Source organism: Halomonas sp. HNIBRBA4712, assembly GCF_043558675.1.
Taxonomy (GTDB): domain Bacteria; phylum Pseudomonadota; class Gammaproteobacteria; order Pseudomonadales; family Halomonadaceae; genus Vreelandella.
On sequence record NZ_JBIFXR010000008.1, the window covers coordinates 96,770 to 113,719 of the forward strand.

16 protein-coding genes are annotated in these 16,950 nt (G+C 64.3%); 2 read left to right on the forward strand and 14 right to left on the reverse strand.

The window, feature by feature from the left end; genetic code table 11:
- Positions 1–3 precede the first annotated feature (3 nt).
- The 13 genes from prfB to ffh form a co-directional block, all read right to left on the reverse strand.
- A protein-coding gene (prfB, locus tag ACGK9R_RS14925) for a peptide chain release factor 2 (RefSeq protein WP_394582659.1) occupies positions 4–1,102 on the reverse strand; the annotation gives its coding sequence in 2 pieces (ribosomal slippage) (positions 4–1,026 and positions 1,028–1,102; 1,098 coding nt in all).
- A gap of 210 nt (positions 1,103–1,312) precedes the next feature.
- Positions 1,313–2,668, reverse strand: a complete 1,356-nt coding sequence (locus ACGK9R_RS14930) for an OmpP1/FadL family transporter (protein WP_394582661.1) — start codon at positions 2,666–2,668, stop codon at positions 1,313–1,315.
- 313 nt (positions 2,669–2,981) lie between these two features.
- Positions 2,982–3,599, reverse strand: a complete 618-nt coding sequence (locus tag ACGK9R_RS14935) for a YitT family protein (protein WP_394582664.1) — start codon at positions 3,597–3,599, stop codon at positions 2,982–2,984.
- A gap of 46 nt (positions 3,600–3,645) precedes the next feature.
- Positions 3,646–5,454 carry a DHH family phosphoesterase gene (locus tag ACGK9R_RS14940; protein WP_394582666.1) on the reverse strand — a complete coding sequence of 603 codons (1,809 nt, stop codon included), beginning with the start codon at positions 5,452–5,454 and terminating at the stop codon, positions 3,646–3,648.
- Positions 5,454–6,848 carry a threonine synthase gene (gene thrC / locus ACGK9R_RS14945; protein WP_394582668.1) on the reverse strand — a complete coding sequence of 465 codons (1,395 nt, stop codon included), beginning with the start codon at positions 6,846–6,848 and terminating at the stop codon, positions 5,454–5,456. Before thrC ends, ACGK9R_RS14940 begins: the two co-directional genes overlap by 1 nt.
- A 3-nt stretch (positions 6,849–6,851) precedes the next feature.
- Positions 6,852–8,168: a homoserine dehydrogenase gene (locus ACGK9R_RS14950; RefSeq protein WP_394582670.1), complete on the reverse strand. Its 1,317-nt coding sequence runs from the start codon at positions 8,166–8,168 to the stop codon at positions 6,852–6,854.
- Between the two features lie 75 nt (positions 8,169–8,243).
- The gene (locus ACGK9R_RS14955; RefSeq protein ID WP_394582672.1) at positions 8,244–8,996 is read right to left on the reverse strand and encodes a DsbC family protein; all 753 of its coding nucleotides are present in this window, start codon (positions 8,994–8,996) and stop codon (positions 8,244–8,246) included.
- Positions 8,997–9,000: 4 nt separating this feature from the next.
- Positions 9,001–9,882, reverse strand: a complete 882-nt coding sequence (gene xerD, locus ACGK9R_RS14960; protein ID WP_394582674.1) for a site-specific tyrosine recombinase XerD — start codon at positions 9,880–9,882, stop codon at positions 9,001–9,003.
- A 99-nt stretch (positions 9,883–9,981) separates the two neighbouring features.
- Positions 9,982–10,338, reverse strand: coding sequence for a 50S ribosomal protein L19 (gene rplS, locus ACGK9R_RS14965; protein ID WP_263585219.1), 357 nt, complete (start codon positions 10,336–10,338; stop codon positions 9,982–9,984).
- Positions 10,339–10,474: 136 nt separating this feature from the next.
- A complete protein-coding gene (trmD, locus tag ACGK9R_RS14970; RefSeq protein ID WP_394582678.1) occupies positions 10,475–11,284 on the reverse strand; it encodes a tRNA (guanosine(37)-N1)-methyltransferase TrmD in 810 nt (269 codons plus the stop codon).
- Complete coding sequence (gene rimM / locus ACGK9R_RS14975) at positions 11,281–11,823, reverse strand: ribosome maturation factor RimM (RefSeq protein WP_394582680.1); 543 nt, start codon at positions 11,821–11,823, stop codon at positions 11,281–11,283. Before rimM ends, trmD begins: the two co-directional genes overlap by 4 nt.
- 83 nt (positions 11,824–11,906) lie before the next feature.
- Positions 11,907–12,155, reverse strand: a complete 249-nt coding sequence (gene rpsP / locus ACGK9R_RS14980; protein ID WP_394582682.1) for a 30S ribosomal protein S16 — start codon at positions 12,153–12,155, stop codon at positions 11,907–11,909.
- A gap of 300 nt (positions 12,156–12,455) precedes the next feature.
- The gene (gene ffh / locus ACGK9R_RS14985; RefSeq protein ID WP_394582684.1) at positions 12,456–13,874 is read right to left on the reverse strand and encodes a signal recognition particle protein; all 1,419 of its coding nucleotides are present in this window, start codon (positions 13,872–13,874) and stop codon (positions 12,456–12,458) included.
- Positions 13,875–14,115: 241 nt separating this feature from the next.
- On the opposite strand from ffh, the gene ACGK9R_RS14990 reads away from it, so the two are divergent.
- Together ACGK9R_RS14990 and ACGK9R_RS14995 are read left to right on the forward strand one after the other, a co-directional pair.
- Entirely contained in the window at positions 14,116–14,913 is a 798-nt protein-coding gene (locus ACGK9R_RS14990; protein ID WP_394582686.1) for an inner membrane protein YpjD, read from the forward strand.
- A gap of 84 nt (positions 14,914–14,997) precedes the next feature.
- Positions 14,998–16,272: an HlyC/CorC family transporter gene (locus ACGK9R_RS14995; protein WP_394582688.1), complete on the forward strand. Its 1,275-nt coding sequence runs from the start codon at positions 14,998–15,000 to the stop codon at positions 16,270–16,272.
- 18 nt (positions 16,273–16,290) lie between these two features.
- On the opposite strand, the gene ACGK9R_RS15000 is transcribed toward ACGK9R_RS14995, so the two are convergent.
- Positions 16,291–16,944, reverse strand: coding sequence for a 1-acyl-sn-glycerol-3-phosphate acyltransferase (locus ACGK9R_RS15000; protein ID WP_394582774.1), 654 nt, complete (start codon positions 16,942–16,944; stop codon positions 16,291–16,293).
- Positions 16,945–16,950 lie beyond the last annotated feature (6 nt).

Genomic DNA, 16,950 nt, shown 5'->3' on the forward strand with positions numbered 1-16,950 from the left:
AGATTACAAACCCTGCTTGAGGCTTGCGATGATAAATTGATCGAGATCGCCGTCGAGCACCTTGTCGCAGTTGCTGGACTGCACGCCGGTGCGCAGATCCTTGATGCGCTGGTCGTCGAGCACGTAGGAGCGAATCTGGCTACCCCAGCCAATGTCGGCCTTGGAGTCTTCCGCTTCCTGCTTGGCGGCGTTGCGCTTTTGCATCTCGTGCTCCCACAGCTTCGCCTTCAACTGCTTCATGGCGAAGTCGCGGTTGGCGTGCTGGCTGCGCTGGTTCTGGCAGGCGACGACGATACCGGTGGGCTCGTGGGTGATCCGCACCGCGGAATCCGTGGTGTTGACGTGCTGCCCCCCGGCGCCGCTGGAGCGGTAGGTGTCCACGCGCAGATCCGACGGATTGATCTCGACCTCGAAGCTGTCATCGACCTCCGGCGACAAAAACACCGAGGCAAACGAGGTGTGCCGACGCCCGCCGGAGTCAAACGGGCTCTTGCGCACCAGCCGGTGCACGCCGGTTTCGGTTCTGAGCCAGCCAAAGGCGTGGTCGCCCTGGATATGCAGCGACGCCGATTTGATACCCGCCACTTCCCCGGCGGAGACTTCGATGATCTCGGCCTTGAAGCCGTGGTGCTCCGCCCAGCGCAGGTACATGCGTAAAAGGATATTGGCCCAGTCCTGGGCCTCGGTGCCGCCGGAGCCGGACTGGATATCGAGATAAGCGTTGTTCTCGTCCATCTCGCCGGCGAACATGCGCCGGAACTCGAGCTTTTCGAGCGCGGCCTGCATGCTGTCGAGCTCGCGCTTGACCTCCTCGACGGTGCCCTCGTCCTCTTCCATCTCCGCAAGCTCCAGAAGATCCCGGCTATCGCCCAGGCCCTGGTCGAGCTCGTCGATGGTCGCGACGATGGTCTCGAGCGTGGCGCGCTCCTTGCCGAGCTTCTGGGCGTACTCCGGGTCGCTCCAGACGTTCGGGTCTTCGAGCTCGCGGGTGACTTCCTCTAGCCGATCCTTCTTCTCGGCATAGTCAAAGATACCCCCTAAGAACGTCTGTCCGCTCAGACAGGTCCTTGATCTGGGTGTGAATCGGGTTGGTTTCCAGCATGGATCGCGCCCTGGTGTGGTCGAAATGGTACGGGTCGTCAAGAGGTGGGGCCGCCGTTGACGGCGATGGGCCCGGCTCTTCAAAGCCCATGAATGCGTATATCAATGGGCGCCTAGTGTAACGAAAGCGGGCAGACGGTGCATCCTCGCCGCCCCACCACGCAAAAACCCGGCCGGGGCCGGGTCTTCAATAGGCTGACACTAACCGCGATTAGAAGCGGTAGGTCACCTGAGCGCCAAAGCCGTGAGCCTCGTTCTTGTAGTCCGCGGCGTAGGTCGCGCCACCTACCGGAATGCCGCGGGTCGCCGGGCTTGCCAGCAGGTCTTCACGCGACTGCTCCACGGAGGTGCCGCGCTCGGTCAGGTAGGAGTAGGCAACGTCCACGGTGAAGTCCGGCACCGGCGTCCAGCCCGCGCCGAGGGAGAAGATGCGCCGGTCATCGGACGGAATGCGCACGCTTCTAAACTCGTCGTTGGTCGGCGTGAAGTCGAGCGTGAAGCCGGCGCGAAGCGCAAGCTCCGGGGTCAGCTGATACTCGCCGCCGGTGGCGAAGGCCCAGGCGTTGGAGTAATCCTGCTGCTCCTGAGTGATCACGCCGCCATTTGTACCGGTGACGCGAATCTCGTCGAACTGGCTCCAGCGCACCCAGGAAGCGCCGAACATCAGCTTGAAGCGGTCGCTCATCTGCTGGGTCAGCGAGAAGTTGACCGTCTCCGGCGTGGTCAAATCGAGCGAGGCGTTGGAGTCGGCGCGCACCACGTTACCCAGCGGGTCGGTGGCGGAGAAGTCGCCTTCCAGGGTGTAGTCCACCTTGGAGCGGTAGGTCAGACCGAAGGTGGTCTCCGGCACCGGCTGGTAGATCACGCCGAGGTTGTAGCCCCAGGCCTCGTCGTCGCCTTCCACCCGCGAGTCGATATCGGTGGCGGCGCTGAACGCAGGCCCGGAAGGCAGCTGGCGGCGAAGCTCGCCGTCGATCCGGTTGTAGGTGACGCCTGCGCCCACCGACCACTGGTCGTTGAAGCGGTAGGAGACAGTTGGCTGCGCCGACTGCACGACCACTTCGGTGTAGTCGCCGAAGTAGCGGCCCTGAAACGACCCTTCATACTCGGTCTTGGAGCCAAACGGCGCGTAGACACCGAAGCCGAAGGCGAGCCGCTCGTTGACCGGATGCGCGTAGAAGGCGAAGGGCACGAAAGTACCGGGCACCATATCGCCTTCGTTGGTGCCGGGGATGCCGCCAACCGGGATCTGGTTGCCGTTGGGCAAGCCCCCGGTCGCCACGCCCGCATCCAGCGTGCGGTTGGCCTGAACGTTGCGGATTTTCGTTTTCGGGTTCAGATAGGTGCCGCCGGCGGTGACCTGCGCGCGGTCGAGAAACGACATGCCCGCCGGGTTACCGTAGACGATGGTAGCGTCGTGGACGTTGGAGCTGCGCCCGGCGTGCCCATAACCCTGGCCGCTGACGCTCTGCTCGTTGATCTGATAGCCCCCGGCCTGGGCCTGACTTGCAAAGGCCGCCGCCGCAACGGCGGACACCAGCGCCAGTTTTTTAACGTTGTTATACATAGTGAGCCTCTTTTCCCAATGATCCGACGGGGCTCGCCCCGCCTGCTTGTTTTTTGCGCCCTGATCTCGCGCCCCCGAAATAGTTTTCGCTCAATGCGAACGCAGGTTCAAGAGGCAAACGCTCGTTTTATTTATTTTCAGGGCTATCCATTAGTCGTACGAGCTTTTTAGTGTACGTCGAACGGCTTTTCTCAAACTCACCGGGCGGTTTCGATGCCGCCATGAAAATAGAGCGCAGCGTTGAAAGCGCTGGGAAACGTCGCATCCTGCAGAGCTAATGCTCTGACCCACCGGCACGAGAGGCAGGAGTGGTCTAGCTCACCCCGATATAGCGCCCGGGCTTGTGGTTCAGCGCGATGATGAGATTCAGCGTCAGCGCCCCGAGCACCGAGTAGGCTACCCGATCAAGCGGCAGTTGTGTGAGCGCGACGACGAGAATCATGGCGTCGATGCCCAGCTGCACGTAGCCCGCCCTAAGCCCGTGGCGCTCTTGCAGGTAGAGCGCGAGGATGTTGATACCGCCAAGGCTCGTGCGGTGGCGAAACAGCATCAGCATGCCAAGGCCCATGAGCGCCCCACCCATCAGCGCGGCGTAAAGCGAAGGCACGCTCTCAAAGGTGACCCAGCGCCTGGTCAGCTCGGAAAAAAGCGACACCAGACCAATGGCGATGAAGGTGCGCAGGGTGAAGCTCCAGCCCATGCGCTTGATCGCCAGATAGTAAAACGGCAGGTTGATGGTGAAGAACCAGGCGCCGAACCCCCAGCCGGTCATGTAGTTCAATAAAAGCGCCAGCCCCGCGGTGCTGCCGGTAAGGAGCACTACCTGGGTGTAGAACGTCACGCCCAGTGCCACGAACAGCGTGCCCAGCAGCATCGCCATGGCATCTTCGACCAGGCTGTGCGGGTCTTTTGGAAGGTCTTCCACGCGCATGGCGGCGTCCTTTTTTCTTTCGGTAGGTCGGCCGAGCCGCCAAGCCTTAAAGGGGCTCGGCGTACTCCACCATCAGCTGCAGCGACTCGCGCCCGCGCCAGCGGTTGCGGTTGAGCTTGAATGCGCAGGTCAGCGTGTCGCCGACGCCGAAGGCGGGCAACTCGCCGGGGGTGAGCGCACGAAACCAGATCGCCTTGCAGGTTACGGGGCCGCTGGAGAGCTCCATCATCAGATGGATGCCCTCGCCGCCGACCGGGCGCAGCGCCTCGACGATGAAATCACCCTGAAACAGCGGCGCCTCGAACTCGCGGCCGAACGGGCCCAGCGCGTCGATTTCGCCAAGCGTCGCCAGGGATAGCTGGGCGGCGTCGAGCGCGCCGTCGGTGTAAAGCTGCGGCGTGCGCGGCTCGCTTCCGAGCTGCTCGGCCACGGCCTGCAGAAACGCCGCCTTGAACGCCGCCAATTGCTCCGTAGGTAGGCCGACTCCCGCCGCGCCGCTGTGTCCGCCAAAGCGCGGTAGCGCCTCCGGGGCGAGCTCGAAGGTACGCTGTAGCGCATCGCGCAGGTGCAGCCCCTCGATGGAGCGCCCGGAGCCGGTGAGCATGTGGGGCGCAGCGGCGCGGGTCAATACCACCGCCGGGCGGCCGAAGGCCTGCACCAGGCGGGAGGCGACGATGCCCTGGACGCCGGCGTGACCATCCTCGAGAAACACCACCACCGCGGGCTCCCCGGCCTCGATCGCGGGCAGCGCCAGGCGTTTGGCCTCCTCGGCCATGTCCGCCTCGATCGCCTTGCGCGACTGGTTGTCCTGGTCGAGCACCTCGAGCTGGCGGTTGGCCACCGCATCGCTTTCGGCGAGCATGTAGTGAAGCGCGGCGTAGGGGTCATCGAGGCGCGAGCGGGCGTTGATGCGCGGGCCCATTTGAAAGGCGAGCGTTTCGGCGCTGAAGGGTACGCTGTCGGCGCCGAGCCGCGCCGCCATCGCCCGCCAGCAGGCAGCGTCCATGCGGTTGATCAGGGTCAAGCCCTGGCTGACCACCGCGCGGTTGGCGGGGCTTGCGCCGAGCGAGACGCAGTCGGCGACGGTGCCGAGCGCCACGTACGAAAGCCAGGGCGAGAGCTTGGGCGTGGCCGGATTGAGCTCGCCCCACTCGATCAGCACGCTGCGGGCAAGCGACATCAGAAGCCAGGCCACCATGCAGCCGGCGATGGTCTTGTCCGGGTAGGCGCAGTCCTCACGCGTCGGGTTGATGCAGGCGTAGGCGGACGCCGGCGGACCGGCCAAGGGCAGCGCGTGGTGATCACTCACCACCACGTCGATGCCCGCCTCTTTCAAACGCGCGATGCGCGGCTCGTCCGAGCTTCCGCAGTCGGCGGTGATCACCACGCTCGGGCGCGGTTTGAGTGTGAGCGTGCGCTCGACCAGCGGCAGGCTGATGCCGTAGCCGTCGTTGATACGGTGCCCGATCAGGCTATGAAGCCTGGACTGCGGGACGCCAAAAAGCTCGACCAGCGTGCGCCGGATCACCACGTGGGAGGTGATGCCGTCGACGTCGTAGTCGGTGAGAATCCCGATCGACTCGCCTTCGGCGACCGCGCGGGCGATGCGCTCGGCGCCGCGTCGGGCGTCCGCGAGCTTCTCCGGGTGGGCCAGATAGCGCAAACTCGGCGCGACCAGCGGCGTCAGGGGCTCGGTATAGCCCGGCAGCCGCGAGGCGAGAAGCCTGGCCTGAAGCTCGGTGAGTCCTTCGGCTGTAGCGCGGGCGTAGACCGCCTCGTCCACGGGGCGAGGCGTCAATCGAGGGCGGCTGGCGCGTTGCAAAAGCGAGACGGGGGCGGCGCTCAAGTCGGTCATCACTGCCTGCGACGATGCTCGGCGACAAAACGCTGCACGCTTTCGAGCTCGGCGGGCAGCACCGTATAGCGCTCCTCGCGCTCGAGCAGATCGTCCATGTGGGTCGGCAGCGGCACGCCCTGAAAGCCCGCCTTGACCACGGCATCGGCGAACTTGGCGGGATGCGCGGTGGCCAGGGTCACCATCGGCGTGGTGTGATCTGCACGTGCGCGCTCGGCGGCGCGGTAGCCGGTGGCGGTGTGCGGGTCGAGCATCTCGCCGGTGCGGTGGTGCGCCTCGCGGATCACTTCCAGAATGGTGGCATCATCCACGCTGTGGCTTGAAAACTTCTCGCGCAGGCGCGCAAGCGGCGCCTCGGCAAGTGCCGTGGGCTCTTGCTGGAAGCGTTCGAGCAGTGCCGCCACCGCCTTGCCGTCACGCTCGTAGGCATCGAACAAGAGCCGCTCGAAGTTCGACGACACGACGATGTCCATCGATGGCGCAAGCGTGGCCTCAAGCGCCTTCTTCGAGAAGTCGTTATCGGCGAGCGTGCGGTGCAGGATGTCGTTGGCGTTGGTGGCGATGATGAACTGCTTCACCGGCAGCCCCATCCTGTAGGCGGTATAGCCGGCATAGACGTTGCCGAAGTTCGCCGAGGGCACGCAGAAGCTCACGTCACGCCTGGGCGCGCCGAGTGCGACCCCGGCAGCCACGTAATAGACGATCTGGGCCATGATGCGCGCCCAGTTGATCGAGTTGACCGCGACCAGCCGGGTGCCCTGCAAAAAGTTCTGGTCGGCGAAGCTCGCCTTGACCATCGCTTGGGCGTCGTCGAAGTTGCCCTCGATGGCGATGTTGAAGACGTTGTCAGCGAGTACGGAGGTCATCTGGCGGCGCTGCACTTCCGAGACACGGTTGTGCGGGTGCAGGATGAAGATATCCAGGTTGTCGCAGTGGCGGCAGCCCTCGATCGCCGCCGACCCGGTGTCCCCGGAGGTGGCGCCCATGATCACCGCGCGCTCGCCGCGCTTTTGCAGGAAGTGGTCGAGCAAACGGCCCAGAAGCTGCAGCGCGACGTCCTTGAAGGCGAGCGTCGGGCCGTGAAACTGCTCGAGCAGAAAGTGATTGGCGTCAAGCTGCTTGAGCGGCACCACCGCGTCGTGACTGAAGGTGGCGTAGGCCTCCTCCACCAGCCGCTTGAAGGTGGCGTCGTCGATCTCGCCGCCGACGAACGGCTTCATGACGCGAAAGGCAATCTCGGCGTAGGAGAGCCCGGCCATCGCCTCAAGCTCTTCAGGCGAAAAAGTCGGTAGCGTTTCCGGCACGTAGAGCCCGCCGTCGCTGGCCATGCCGGTGAGCACCACCTCTTCGAAGGAAAGCGCCGGGGCCTGCCCGCGCGTACTGATATAGCGCATGGATTACTCTCCTTCGTCCAGGCTCTCGACGCGAATGCGCGTAACGGGGCCGGCGATGTCCGCCATTGCTTCGATTTCGCGGATCGCCTCGTTCATCTGACGTTCGCGGGTGCGGTGGGTCAAGAGGATGATCGGCACCAGCTCGCCTTCGGTGGCCTCCTTCTGGATCAACGCTTCGATGGAGATGCCCTGCTCGGAGAGAATGGTCGCCACGCGAGCGAGCACGCCGGGGCGGTCCACCGCCAGAAGGCGCAGGTAGTAGGCCGTGGTGATCTCCTCCATCGGCATGATGGGCAGATCGTTGATGTCGTCCTCGATGCCGCTGAAGGCGAGGTACGGCACCCGGTAGTGGTGATCCGTAGTGATGTCGCGGGCGACGTCGAGGATGTCCGCGACCACCGCCGAGGCGGTCGGCTCGGCACCGGCGCCGGCGCCGTAGTAAAGCGTCGGGCCGACCGCGTCGCCCATCACGGCGATGGCGTTCTTGACGCCGTGCACGTTGGCGAGCAGGCGCTCCCTGGGGATCAGCGTCGGGTGGACGCGAAGCTCGAGGCCGCGCTCGGTGCGCTTGCAGATCCCCAGGTGCTTGATGATGTAGCCCAGGTTGTCCGCCTGCTCGACATCCTCGGCAGTGATGCGCGCGATGCCTTCGGTGAAGGCTTTCTCGAACTGCAGCGGCACGCCAAAGGCGATGGAGGCGAGGATGGTCAGCTTGTGGGCGGCGTCGATGCCCTCGACGTCGAAGGTCGGGTCGGACTCGGCGTAGCCCAGCGCCTGGGCCTCGGCGAGCACGTCTTCGAAGGCCCGGCCCTCGTCGCGCATGTGGGTCAGAATGTAGTTGCCGGTGCCGTTGATGATCCCCGCCACCCAGTCGATGCGGTTGGCGCCCAGGCCCTCGCGCAGCGACTTGATCACCGGGATACCGCCGGCCACCGCCGCCTCGAAGGCCACGATCACGCCCTTTTCGTGGGCGGCGCGGAAGATCTCGTTGCCGTGCACCGCGATCAGCGCCTTGTTGGCGGTGACCACGTGCTTGCCGTTTTCGATCGCGGTCAGCACCAGCTCGCGGGCGACATCGTAGCCGCCGACCAGCTCGACCAGCACGTCGACGTTGGGGTTGGTCGCCACTTCGAACACGTCGGTAGTGGCGTTGATGCCGGTAATGTCGCAATCGGGGTGAATGCTGCGATGGGCGACCTGCTCGATGACGATCGGACGGCCGGCGCGGCGCGCGATATCCTCCGCGTTACGCGTCAATACGTTGAACGTACCGCCACCGACGGTTCCCAAACCACAAAGGCCTACTCTTACCGGTTTCAAAATACTTCCCCTCTCGCTACAGGTGACGTGCTGCGTCTTGCGTTTGAATTGGCGTGGACCGCTTACGGCGGCGCTTTAATCACTTAAGCCTAACATGCCGACCAGCCGGTCCGGCGGAACAAATCCGGGGACGAGCTGGCCGTCGGGCAAAATGATCGCCGGCGTGCCCTGGACCCCCAGCTGCATGCCGAGTTGATACTGCTCGCTGACCGGATTGTCGCATATCTGGCCGGCCACGTTCTGACGATTCTGGGCGCGGGTCATCGCCTCGGTGCGGTTGTCCGAGCACCAGGCGCGCTCCAGCGTCTTGGCGGCGTCGCTCTCCATGCCCGCCCGCGGGAAGGCCAGGTAGTGCACCGCGATGCCGCGCTCATTGAGCTCCGGCACGGTTTCGTGCAGCCGCTCGCAGTAGGGGCAGGTCGGGTCGGTAAAGACCACCACCGTGGCGCGCGGCTCTTCGACGCCGCGGTAGACGAAGCGCTCCTCCTCGGGGACCGCGTCGAGTGCGGCCTTGCGCTCCTGGTTTTTTGCCTGTTCGGTCAGATTCACCAGCCCCTGGTCGGCGTTCTGGTAAAGGTCGCCAACCAGAAAATAGCTGCCGTCGGCGTTGGAGTAGAAGGACTCGCCGTTTTCCAGCTTTACTCGGTAAATACCCTCCATCGGGGTCTCGCTGACCGCTTCGACGGGCATCGGCTGGCCGTTGACCTCGAGCGTGTCGGCCAGCGCCTGGCGGTCGGCGTGCGCCGCGGCCGGCAAAAGCGCCGCGCCCAGCAGCATGATGGGCGCAAGGCGCGCGGCGCGGGGAGTGAACGTCGTGCGTTGACGCATTTTTTCAACCTCGTGGATGGTGTTCGGCGTGCAGCTGCTCCAGGCGCGCCTGGGCAACGTGCGTGTAAATCTGCGTCGTGGACAGGTCGCTATGCCCGAGCAGCAGCTGTACGACCCGCAAATTGGCCCCATGATTCAATAAATGGGTCGCAAACGCGTGGCGCAGGGTGTGCGGCGAGAGTGGACGCGTGATATGGGCCGTGACGGCGTGAAGTTTAATCCGATGCCAGAAGGTTTGTCGCGTCATGGCGCGATCGCCTCGCCCGGGAAAGAGCGCCGGGCGGGTCGTATCGCTCATTAGCGCCGGGCGGCCGGTGCTCAGGTAAGTCTCGAACCACGCGATGGCTTCGTCGCCCATCGGCACCAGGCGGTCCTTGTTGCCCTTGCCGCGCACCCGCACCACGCCCTGGCGCAGATTCACCGCGTCGCTTTCAAGCCCGACGAGCTCCGAGACGCGCAGCCCACAGGCGTACAAAAGCTCCAGCATGGTGCGATCGCGAAGCCCGAGCGGCGTGGCCGTATCCGGCGCCAGCAGCAGCCGCTCGACCTCCTCCTCCTCCAGCGTGCCGGGTAAATTCGGCCGCACGCGGGGAAGCTTGACGTCCAGCAGCGGGTCGCGGTCGATGCGCCCGTGTAACTGCGCCCAGCGGTAAAAGCTTCGAAGCGACGACAAGAGCCTCGCGTTGCTGGTGAGTTTGTAGCCCGCCTCCCGGCGCTCTTCAAGCCAGGCGGCAAAACGCTCACGCGCGGGGTCGAGGGCGTGTTCGTCGAAACGCGCCAGATACGCCTGCCAGGCACTCAGATCGCGCCGATAGGCCGACAGCGTATGATCGCTTGCGCCCTGCTCGAGCCACAGGGCATCCAGAAAGGCATCGATATCGTCCACGCGGGCTCCCGGGCCTTGGCCCATCAATAAAAAACCCCGCCCCGCAAAGCGGTGACGGGGTTTTGCGTACCGGGCGCGCACACCCGGGGAAAGCGGGCGTTAAGCCAGCTTTTCCTTGATACGCGCCGACTTGCCGCTGCGCTCGCGCAGGTAGTAGAGCTTGGCCTGGCGCACGTCACCGCGACGCTTGACTTCGATCGAGTCGACCAGCGGGCTGTAGGTCTGGAAGGTACGCTCGACGCCCACACCGTGAGAGATCTTGCGCACGGTGAAGGCGGAGTTCAGGCCACGGTTACGCTTGCCGATGACCACGCCTTCGAAGGCCTGCAGACGCTCGCGGGTGCCTTCCTTGACCTTGACCTGGACGACGATGGTGTCGCCCGGTGCAAAGCCCGGAATTTCCTTGGACATCTGCTCGTTTTCGATCGCCTGGATCACCTTGTTCTTGCTGCTCATGTCTTACTCCTGAATAACGTAGTGGTTTGCCACGCAGTCGTGGAAGGGGCAAACCGTGATCCCGGCGCTCGAAACGAGCCACGCGGGAGTCGTTATGGGTGACGCAGGTGCTCTCGCCCTGCACCGCCGCCCTGGCCTACCCGTGAGGCAGGGCGTTTTCTTCGATGTACTCGTCCAGCAGACGCTGCTGCTCGGCGCTCAAGGTACGCCCGGCCAACAGATCCGGCCGACGCTGCCAAGTGCGCCCAAGCGACTGTTTCAACCGCCAGCGCTTGATCTCGCCGTGATGGCCGCTTAACAGCACATCCGGTACCCGCTTGCCGTCGATCACTTCCGGACGGGTGTAGTGCGGGCAGTCCAGCAAGCCGTCGTTGAACGAGTCCTCGACGGCGGAATCCTGATGCCCGAGCACGCCGGGAATCAGCCTTGCCGCCGCGTCGATCAGCACCATGGCCGGCAGCTCGCCGCCGCTCAGTACATAGTCGCCAATCGACCACTCTTCGTCGATGTCACTCTCGACCACGCGCTCGTCGACCCCTTCGTAGCGCCCGGCCACCACGACCAGCGGGCCGCCTTGCGCCAGCGTCTCGACGCCGGGTTGATCGAGCTTGCGCCCCTGGGGTGATAGATAGATCACCTTCGGGGTCTGGCCGGTTCGCGCCTGACCCTGGGCCTTGGCGTCGGCGATCGCGCCGCGCAGGGTATCGACCTTCATCAGCATACCGGGGCCGCCGCCGTAGGGCCGGTCGTCCACGCTGCGATGCTTGTCGGTGGCGTAGTCGCGCGGGTTCCAGAAACCGAGTTCGATCTGGCGCCGCTCGATTGCTCGCCCTACCACACCCTGCTGGGTCAGCGCCTCGAACATCTCGGGAAAAAGCGACACCACGCCGCACCAGAGCGCGGGCAGGCGGTCATCCCGTTCGTGTTCGGTCGTCTCAAAGCTCAAAACTCGCTGTCCCAGTCGACGATCATGCGGCCCTCTTCGAGGCTGATGTCGAGCACCACGTCATCGGGCAGATACGGCAACAGCCGCTCGCGCCGATCAATGGCCTCGTCATCGCCGCGCACGACCATGACATCGTTGGCGCCGGTTTCGAACAGATAGCTGATCCGCCCCAACCGCTCGCCGGATCGAGTCTCGACCCGAAGGCCTTCCAACTCGTGCCAGTAATACTCGTCGTCGGCCAGTTCAGGCAGCGACTCCTTGGGCAGCAGGATGTCCGCTTGCGCCAGCGCTTCGGCGGCGTTGCGGTCGTCGATATCCTTGAGCTGCACCACCAGCGCCTTGCCCTGCCGACGGCCCTGAATGAGCGGTATCTTCGTCAGGGTCTGCCCCTGACGCACCCACCATTCGGGGTACTCCAGAATGCTGTCGATCGGGCTTGTGTAGGAGTAGACCTTGAGCCAACCCTTGACCCCGTGAGGGCTTGTCAGCTGCCCCAGTACCACGTGGGTCTCGTCTATCGGGCTAACGTCACGCGCCATTGACCAACGCTCCTTCACTACCGTGGCGACACCAGTGTCTGGTTGAACGGTGCCATGTCACTCTCGGCACCCTTGCAGAAGGCTTACGCCTGCTTGCGTGCTTCCTTGACCAGCTCGGCGACGCGATCAGAGAGCTGAGCGCCGTGGCTCTGCCAATGAACGACGCGGTCCAGATCGACGCGCAAACGCTCTTCCTGACCGCGGGCAACCGGGTTGAAGAAGCCGATACGCTCGATGAAACGGCCGTCACGGGCGTTGCGCGAGTCAGTCACGGTGAGGTGGTAAAAGGGACGCTTCTTGGCGCCACCACGTGCCAAACGAATGGTAACCATACGATAACTATCCTTCGGTTGAGGTTACGAGAGTGGAGCATGGCGACATCGCCATCAGAACACTCATCATGCTGTTTTCCGGTACGCGCCAGGCGCTCGATCACTGCTTTCAAGCCGCCGACGAATACCCTTTTTACGCTTCACTGGCAGGCCAAACCCGGGCAAAAAACGCCCCGTTTGCCAACACCCACGCATGAAGAGGCCGCATTCTACGCAAATGCGGCCCGCTTTGAAAGCCTGACAGCCAGAAAACTCGCAGGGCGTCAATCGGGTCAGGCCGCTCATTTCGTGACGATCGGCTTAGCGCCAGGGCATACCGCCGGGGCCACCCATGCCGCCCATTCCACCGGGGCCACCGGGGCCGCCCGGGCCACCGCCGCCCATCATGCCGGACATGCCGCGCATCATTTTCTGCATGCCGCCCTTCTTGCCGGCTTTCTTCATCATCTTCTGCATCTGCTTGTGCTGCTTGAGCAAACGGTTGAGCGCCGGCACGTCGAGGCCCGCGCCGGTGGCGATGCGCCGCTTGCGCGAGCCGTTGATGATCTCGGGCTTGCGCCGCTCGGCCGGCGTCATGGAGTTGATCAGCGCTTCGAGCTTGCCCATCTCCTTTTCCGGGCCCGGACCCTGGGCCATTTCGGCCATCTGCCCCATGCCGGGGAGCTTGCCGAGAAGACCGCCCATGCCGCCCATCTTTTTAAGCTGCTGGAGCTGCTCGCGGAAGTCCTCGAGGTCGAAGCCGTCGCCCTTTTTCACCTTTTTGGCGAGTTTGGCGGCCTTGTCCTTGTCGACGGTGCGCTCGGCTTCCTCGATCAGCGAGAGCATGTCGCCCATGCCGAGGATGCGCGAGGCGACGCGGTCCGGGTGGAACGGCTCGAGGGCATCGACCTTCTCGCCCACGCCCATGAACTTGATCGGTTTGCCGGTGACGTGGCGCACAGAGAGCGCCGCGCCGCCGCGGGCGTCGCCGTCGGCCTTGGTCAGAATCACGCCGGTCAGCGGCAGCGCTTCGTGAAACGCCTTGGCGGTATTGACCGCGTCCTGGCCGGTCATGGCGTCGACGACGAACAGCGTCTCCTGGGGTGAAACCGCTTTGTGCAGCGCCTGGATCTCCGCCATCATCGCTTCGTCGATGGCCAAACGGCCCGCAGTGTCGACGAGCACCACGTCGTGGAACTGGATTTTGGCGTGCTTGATCGCGGCGTTGGCGATATCGACGGGTTTCTCATCGGAGCGCGACGGGAAGAAGTCGACCTCGACCTCGCGGGCCAGGGTTTCGAGCTGGTCGATCGCCGCCGGGCGGTAGACGTCCGCCGAGACCACCAGCACCTTCTTCTTCTCGCGCTCGCGCAGATAGCGGGCGAGCTTGGCCACCGACGTGGTCTTACCCGCGCCCTGAAGGCCCGCCATCAGCACGACCGAAGGCGAGCCCTTGAGCGCAAGACCTTCGTTGGCCTCGCCCATGATCGTTTCGAGTTCCTGCTGGACGATCTTGACGAACTGCTGGCCCGGCGACAGGCTTTTGGAGACTTCCTGACCGACGGCGCGCTCGCGTACGCGCTCGATGAACGCCTTGACGACGGGCAGCGCCACGTCCGCTTCCAGAAGCGCCTTGCGCACCTCGCGAAGCGTCTCCTTGATGTTGTCTTCGGTCAGGCGCGCCTGACCCTTGATCGACTTGAGCGTCTGGGAAAGACGCTCGCTCAGATTCTGGAACATGGGGCCTCTACCTTGGTCGCTGCCGCCGGGCGGATCCGCCCGGCGCGTATGATGGCTCGATTATACGCGCTCAACGCACGAGTCTCTATGGCTCTTCGCTCGGCGCTGCTGTGCGACGCTTTACGATTGGTTATAGTAGAGGCTAGGCTCTAGCCTCGCTGATGTTCGACGCACGCTCGCGACGGCTTTTCACTACTCGCTTTTCACTACTCATTAAGCGCACACGCGCACGGATAGCATCATGCAGGCGCTCCCTTTCGCCACCATCGCTTTTGTCCTTTATATCGCTGCCGCCATCTGGCAGGGCATGACCCTGGTGCGCCGCGTGCCGCCCCGCCGGGGCATGGTGCGCCTGCTCGCGGCCATCGGGCTTTTGCTGCACATCCCGGTGGTGGTGATGCTGCTCGGCGAGACGCCCGGGCTCTTGCCGGGCCTGACCACCAGCGCAACGCTGTTAATGGCAGTGGTGGTCAACGTGGTGCTGATCGCGAGTCTCTTCAAGCCGGTGCTCAACGCCGGCATCGCGCTGTTTCCGCTGGCCGCCGTGGCGCTGATGTTCGCCACTTGGCTGCCCAACGAGGGCAGTCACAGCGGGTTGACGCCGGGCATTCTGCTACACGCGGCAAGCTCGGCGCTGGCCTTTGCGCTGCTCGCCATCGCCGCGGTGCAGGCGGTGCTGGTGGGGCTGCAGAACCAGGCGCTCAGGCACCATCACATTCGCGGTATCGTGCAGTCGCTGCCGCCTCTGACCACCATGGAGCGGGTGCTGTTCGAGCTGGTATGGGCGGGCGTGGCGCTTTTGACGCTCTCCATCATTAGCGGCCTGATCTTTCTGGACAACCTCTTCGCTCAGCATCTGGTGCACAAGACGGTGCTGTCGATCGCTGCATGGCTGATTTTCACTACCCTGCTGGTTGGGCGCTACCGCTTCGGCTGGCGGGGGATGCGCGCGGTGCGCTGGACGCTGGGCGGCTGCCTGCTGCTGGTGCTGGCCTATTTCGGCAGCAAATTCGTGCTGGAAATTCTGCTTTCTCGCTAGCCGCGCGGCGTGCAGATGCGCTTGACAGCCACCCACGCCTACTTCTAAAAACGAGCTTGATACGCCATACAAGGAACTGACGACTTGAATGACGACTTCCCTTTGGGATTACTGTTCGGCCTTCTCGCCCTACTCGTACTGCTATCCGCCTACTTCTCGAGCTCCGAAACCGGCATGATGTCGATCAACCGCTACCGCCTGAGCCACCAGGCGGGTAGCGGCGACAAGCGCGCCAAGCGAGTCATGCGCCTGCTGGCTCGGCCCGACCGGCTGATCGGCGTCATTCTGATCGGCAACAACTTCGTCAATAACCTGGCCGCCTCCATCGCCACCATCATCGCCATCCACTTCTTTGGCGACGTGTCGGGCCCTGCGATCTCCACCGCGCTTTTGACCATTACCATCCTGATCTTTTCCGAGGTAACGCCGAAGACCTACGCGGCCATCAAGCCCGAGCGTATCGCCTACCCCTCTTCCATGGCGCTGGAGCCGCTCTTGAAGCTGCTCTACCCGCTGGTGTGGCTGGTCAACGTGGTCTCCAACGGCCTTCTGCGCCTGGTCGGGGTGAAAAGCGTGGAGAACGGCGGCGATAACCTCACCCGCGACGAGCTGCGCACCGTGGTACACGAGGCGGGCACACTCATCCCCTACCGCCACCGGGCGATGCTGCTATCGATTCTGGATCTCGAGAACGTCACCGTGAACGACATCATGGTGCCGCGCCACGAGGTGCTGGGCATTGATCTCGACGACTCCCTCGACGAGATTCTCGCCCAGATTCGCACCAGCCAGCACACCAGGCTCCCGGTCTACAAGGGCGACATCAACAACATCATCGGCATGCTGCACCTGCGTAACGCCGCACGGTTTCTCTCCCGCGAGGAGGTGACCAAGGCGGCGGTGGTGCAGGAGGCACGCGAGCCCTACTTCATTCCCGAGTCCACGCCGCTGCATACCCAGCTTTTGAACTTCCAGAAGCAGAAGCGGCGCATCGGCATCGTGGTGGATGAGTACGGCGACGTGGAAGGGCTGGTGACGCTGGAGGACATTCTCGAGGAGATCGTCGGCGAGTTCACCACCGATGTTTCCGAGGACGAGGAGATTCATCAGCAGGACGACGGCAGCCACGTCATCGAAGGCACCGCCAACATTCGCGAAATCAACAAGATGCTCGGCTGGCAGCTGCCCACCGACGGCCCCAAAACGCTCAACGGGCTTATTCTGGAGCACCTGGAGTCGTTCCCCGAAGGGCCGGCGTCGCTGCAGATCGGCAGCACGCGCATGGAGATTCTCGAGATTCGCGACAACCTGATCACCTCGGCGCGCTGCTGGCCGATGATTCGCCTGCAGCGCCGCTAGGCGCGAACCGGGCGGCGCCTAGCCGTCCTGTTCGTTGTTTTCCCGAAGATGCTTTTGCCCTGCGGGCAGATGCCTGGCGATGTCCCGCTCACCCGCGCTCTTGAGCTCCACCACCCGCGCCTGCAGGTAGTGGCGAAGCGCGGTCCCTTCGGCTTCCTGGGCCATGATCGGCGCCCCGAAAGTGAGCCGAACCGGCGCGCGAAAGCTTCTTGGCCGCTTCTTGAAGGCGGGGCCGCCGCAGTGCGACGCCCAGGAGCCCCAGAGACCGGCAAGCCCGGCGGGCACCACCGGCACGTTGTCCCGGGCGAGCATGGTTTCGAGCCCGCGGCGAAAAGCGTGAACCTCGCCGTCCGGCGTCAACCGCCCTTCCGGGAAGATCATCACCACTTCCCCATCGCGCAGCGCTTCGCTGACCTTTTCGAGCGTGCGTCTAAGCCCCGCCGGCGTGCGCCGTTCGGACTCGACCGGAATCGCACCGACCAGCAGAAACCACCACTTGAGCCAGGGCGAGTCGAAGATCGGCTGATCCATGACGAAGCGCAGCGGCCGCGGGCTCGCTCCGCCGAGCACCAGCGCGTCCATGAAGCTTACGTGATTGCACACCACCAGCGCCGCGCCCTTGGCGGGCACGTGCTCGCGGCCCTGAACGCGCAGCCGGTAGCTTGCGCGCATGGCCAC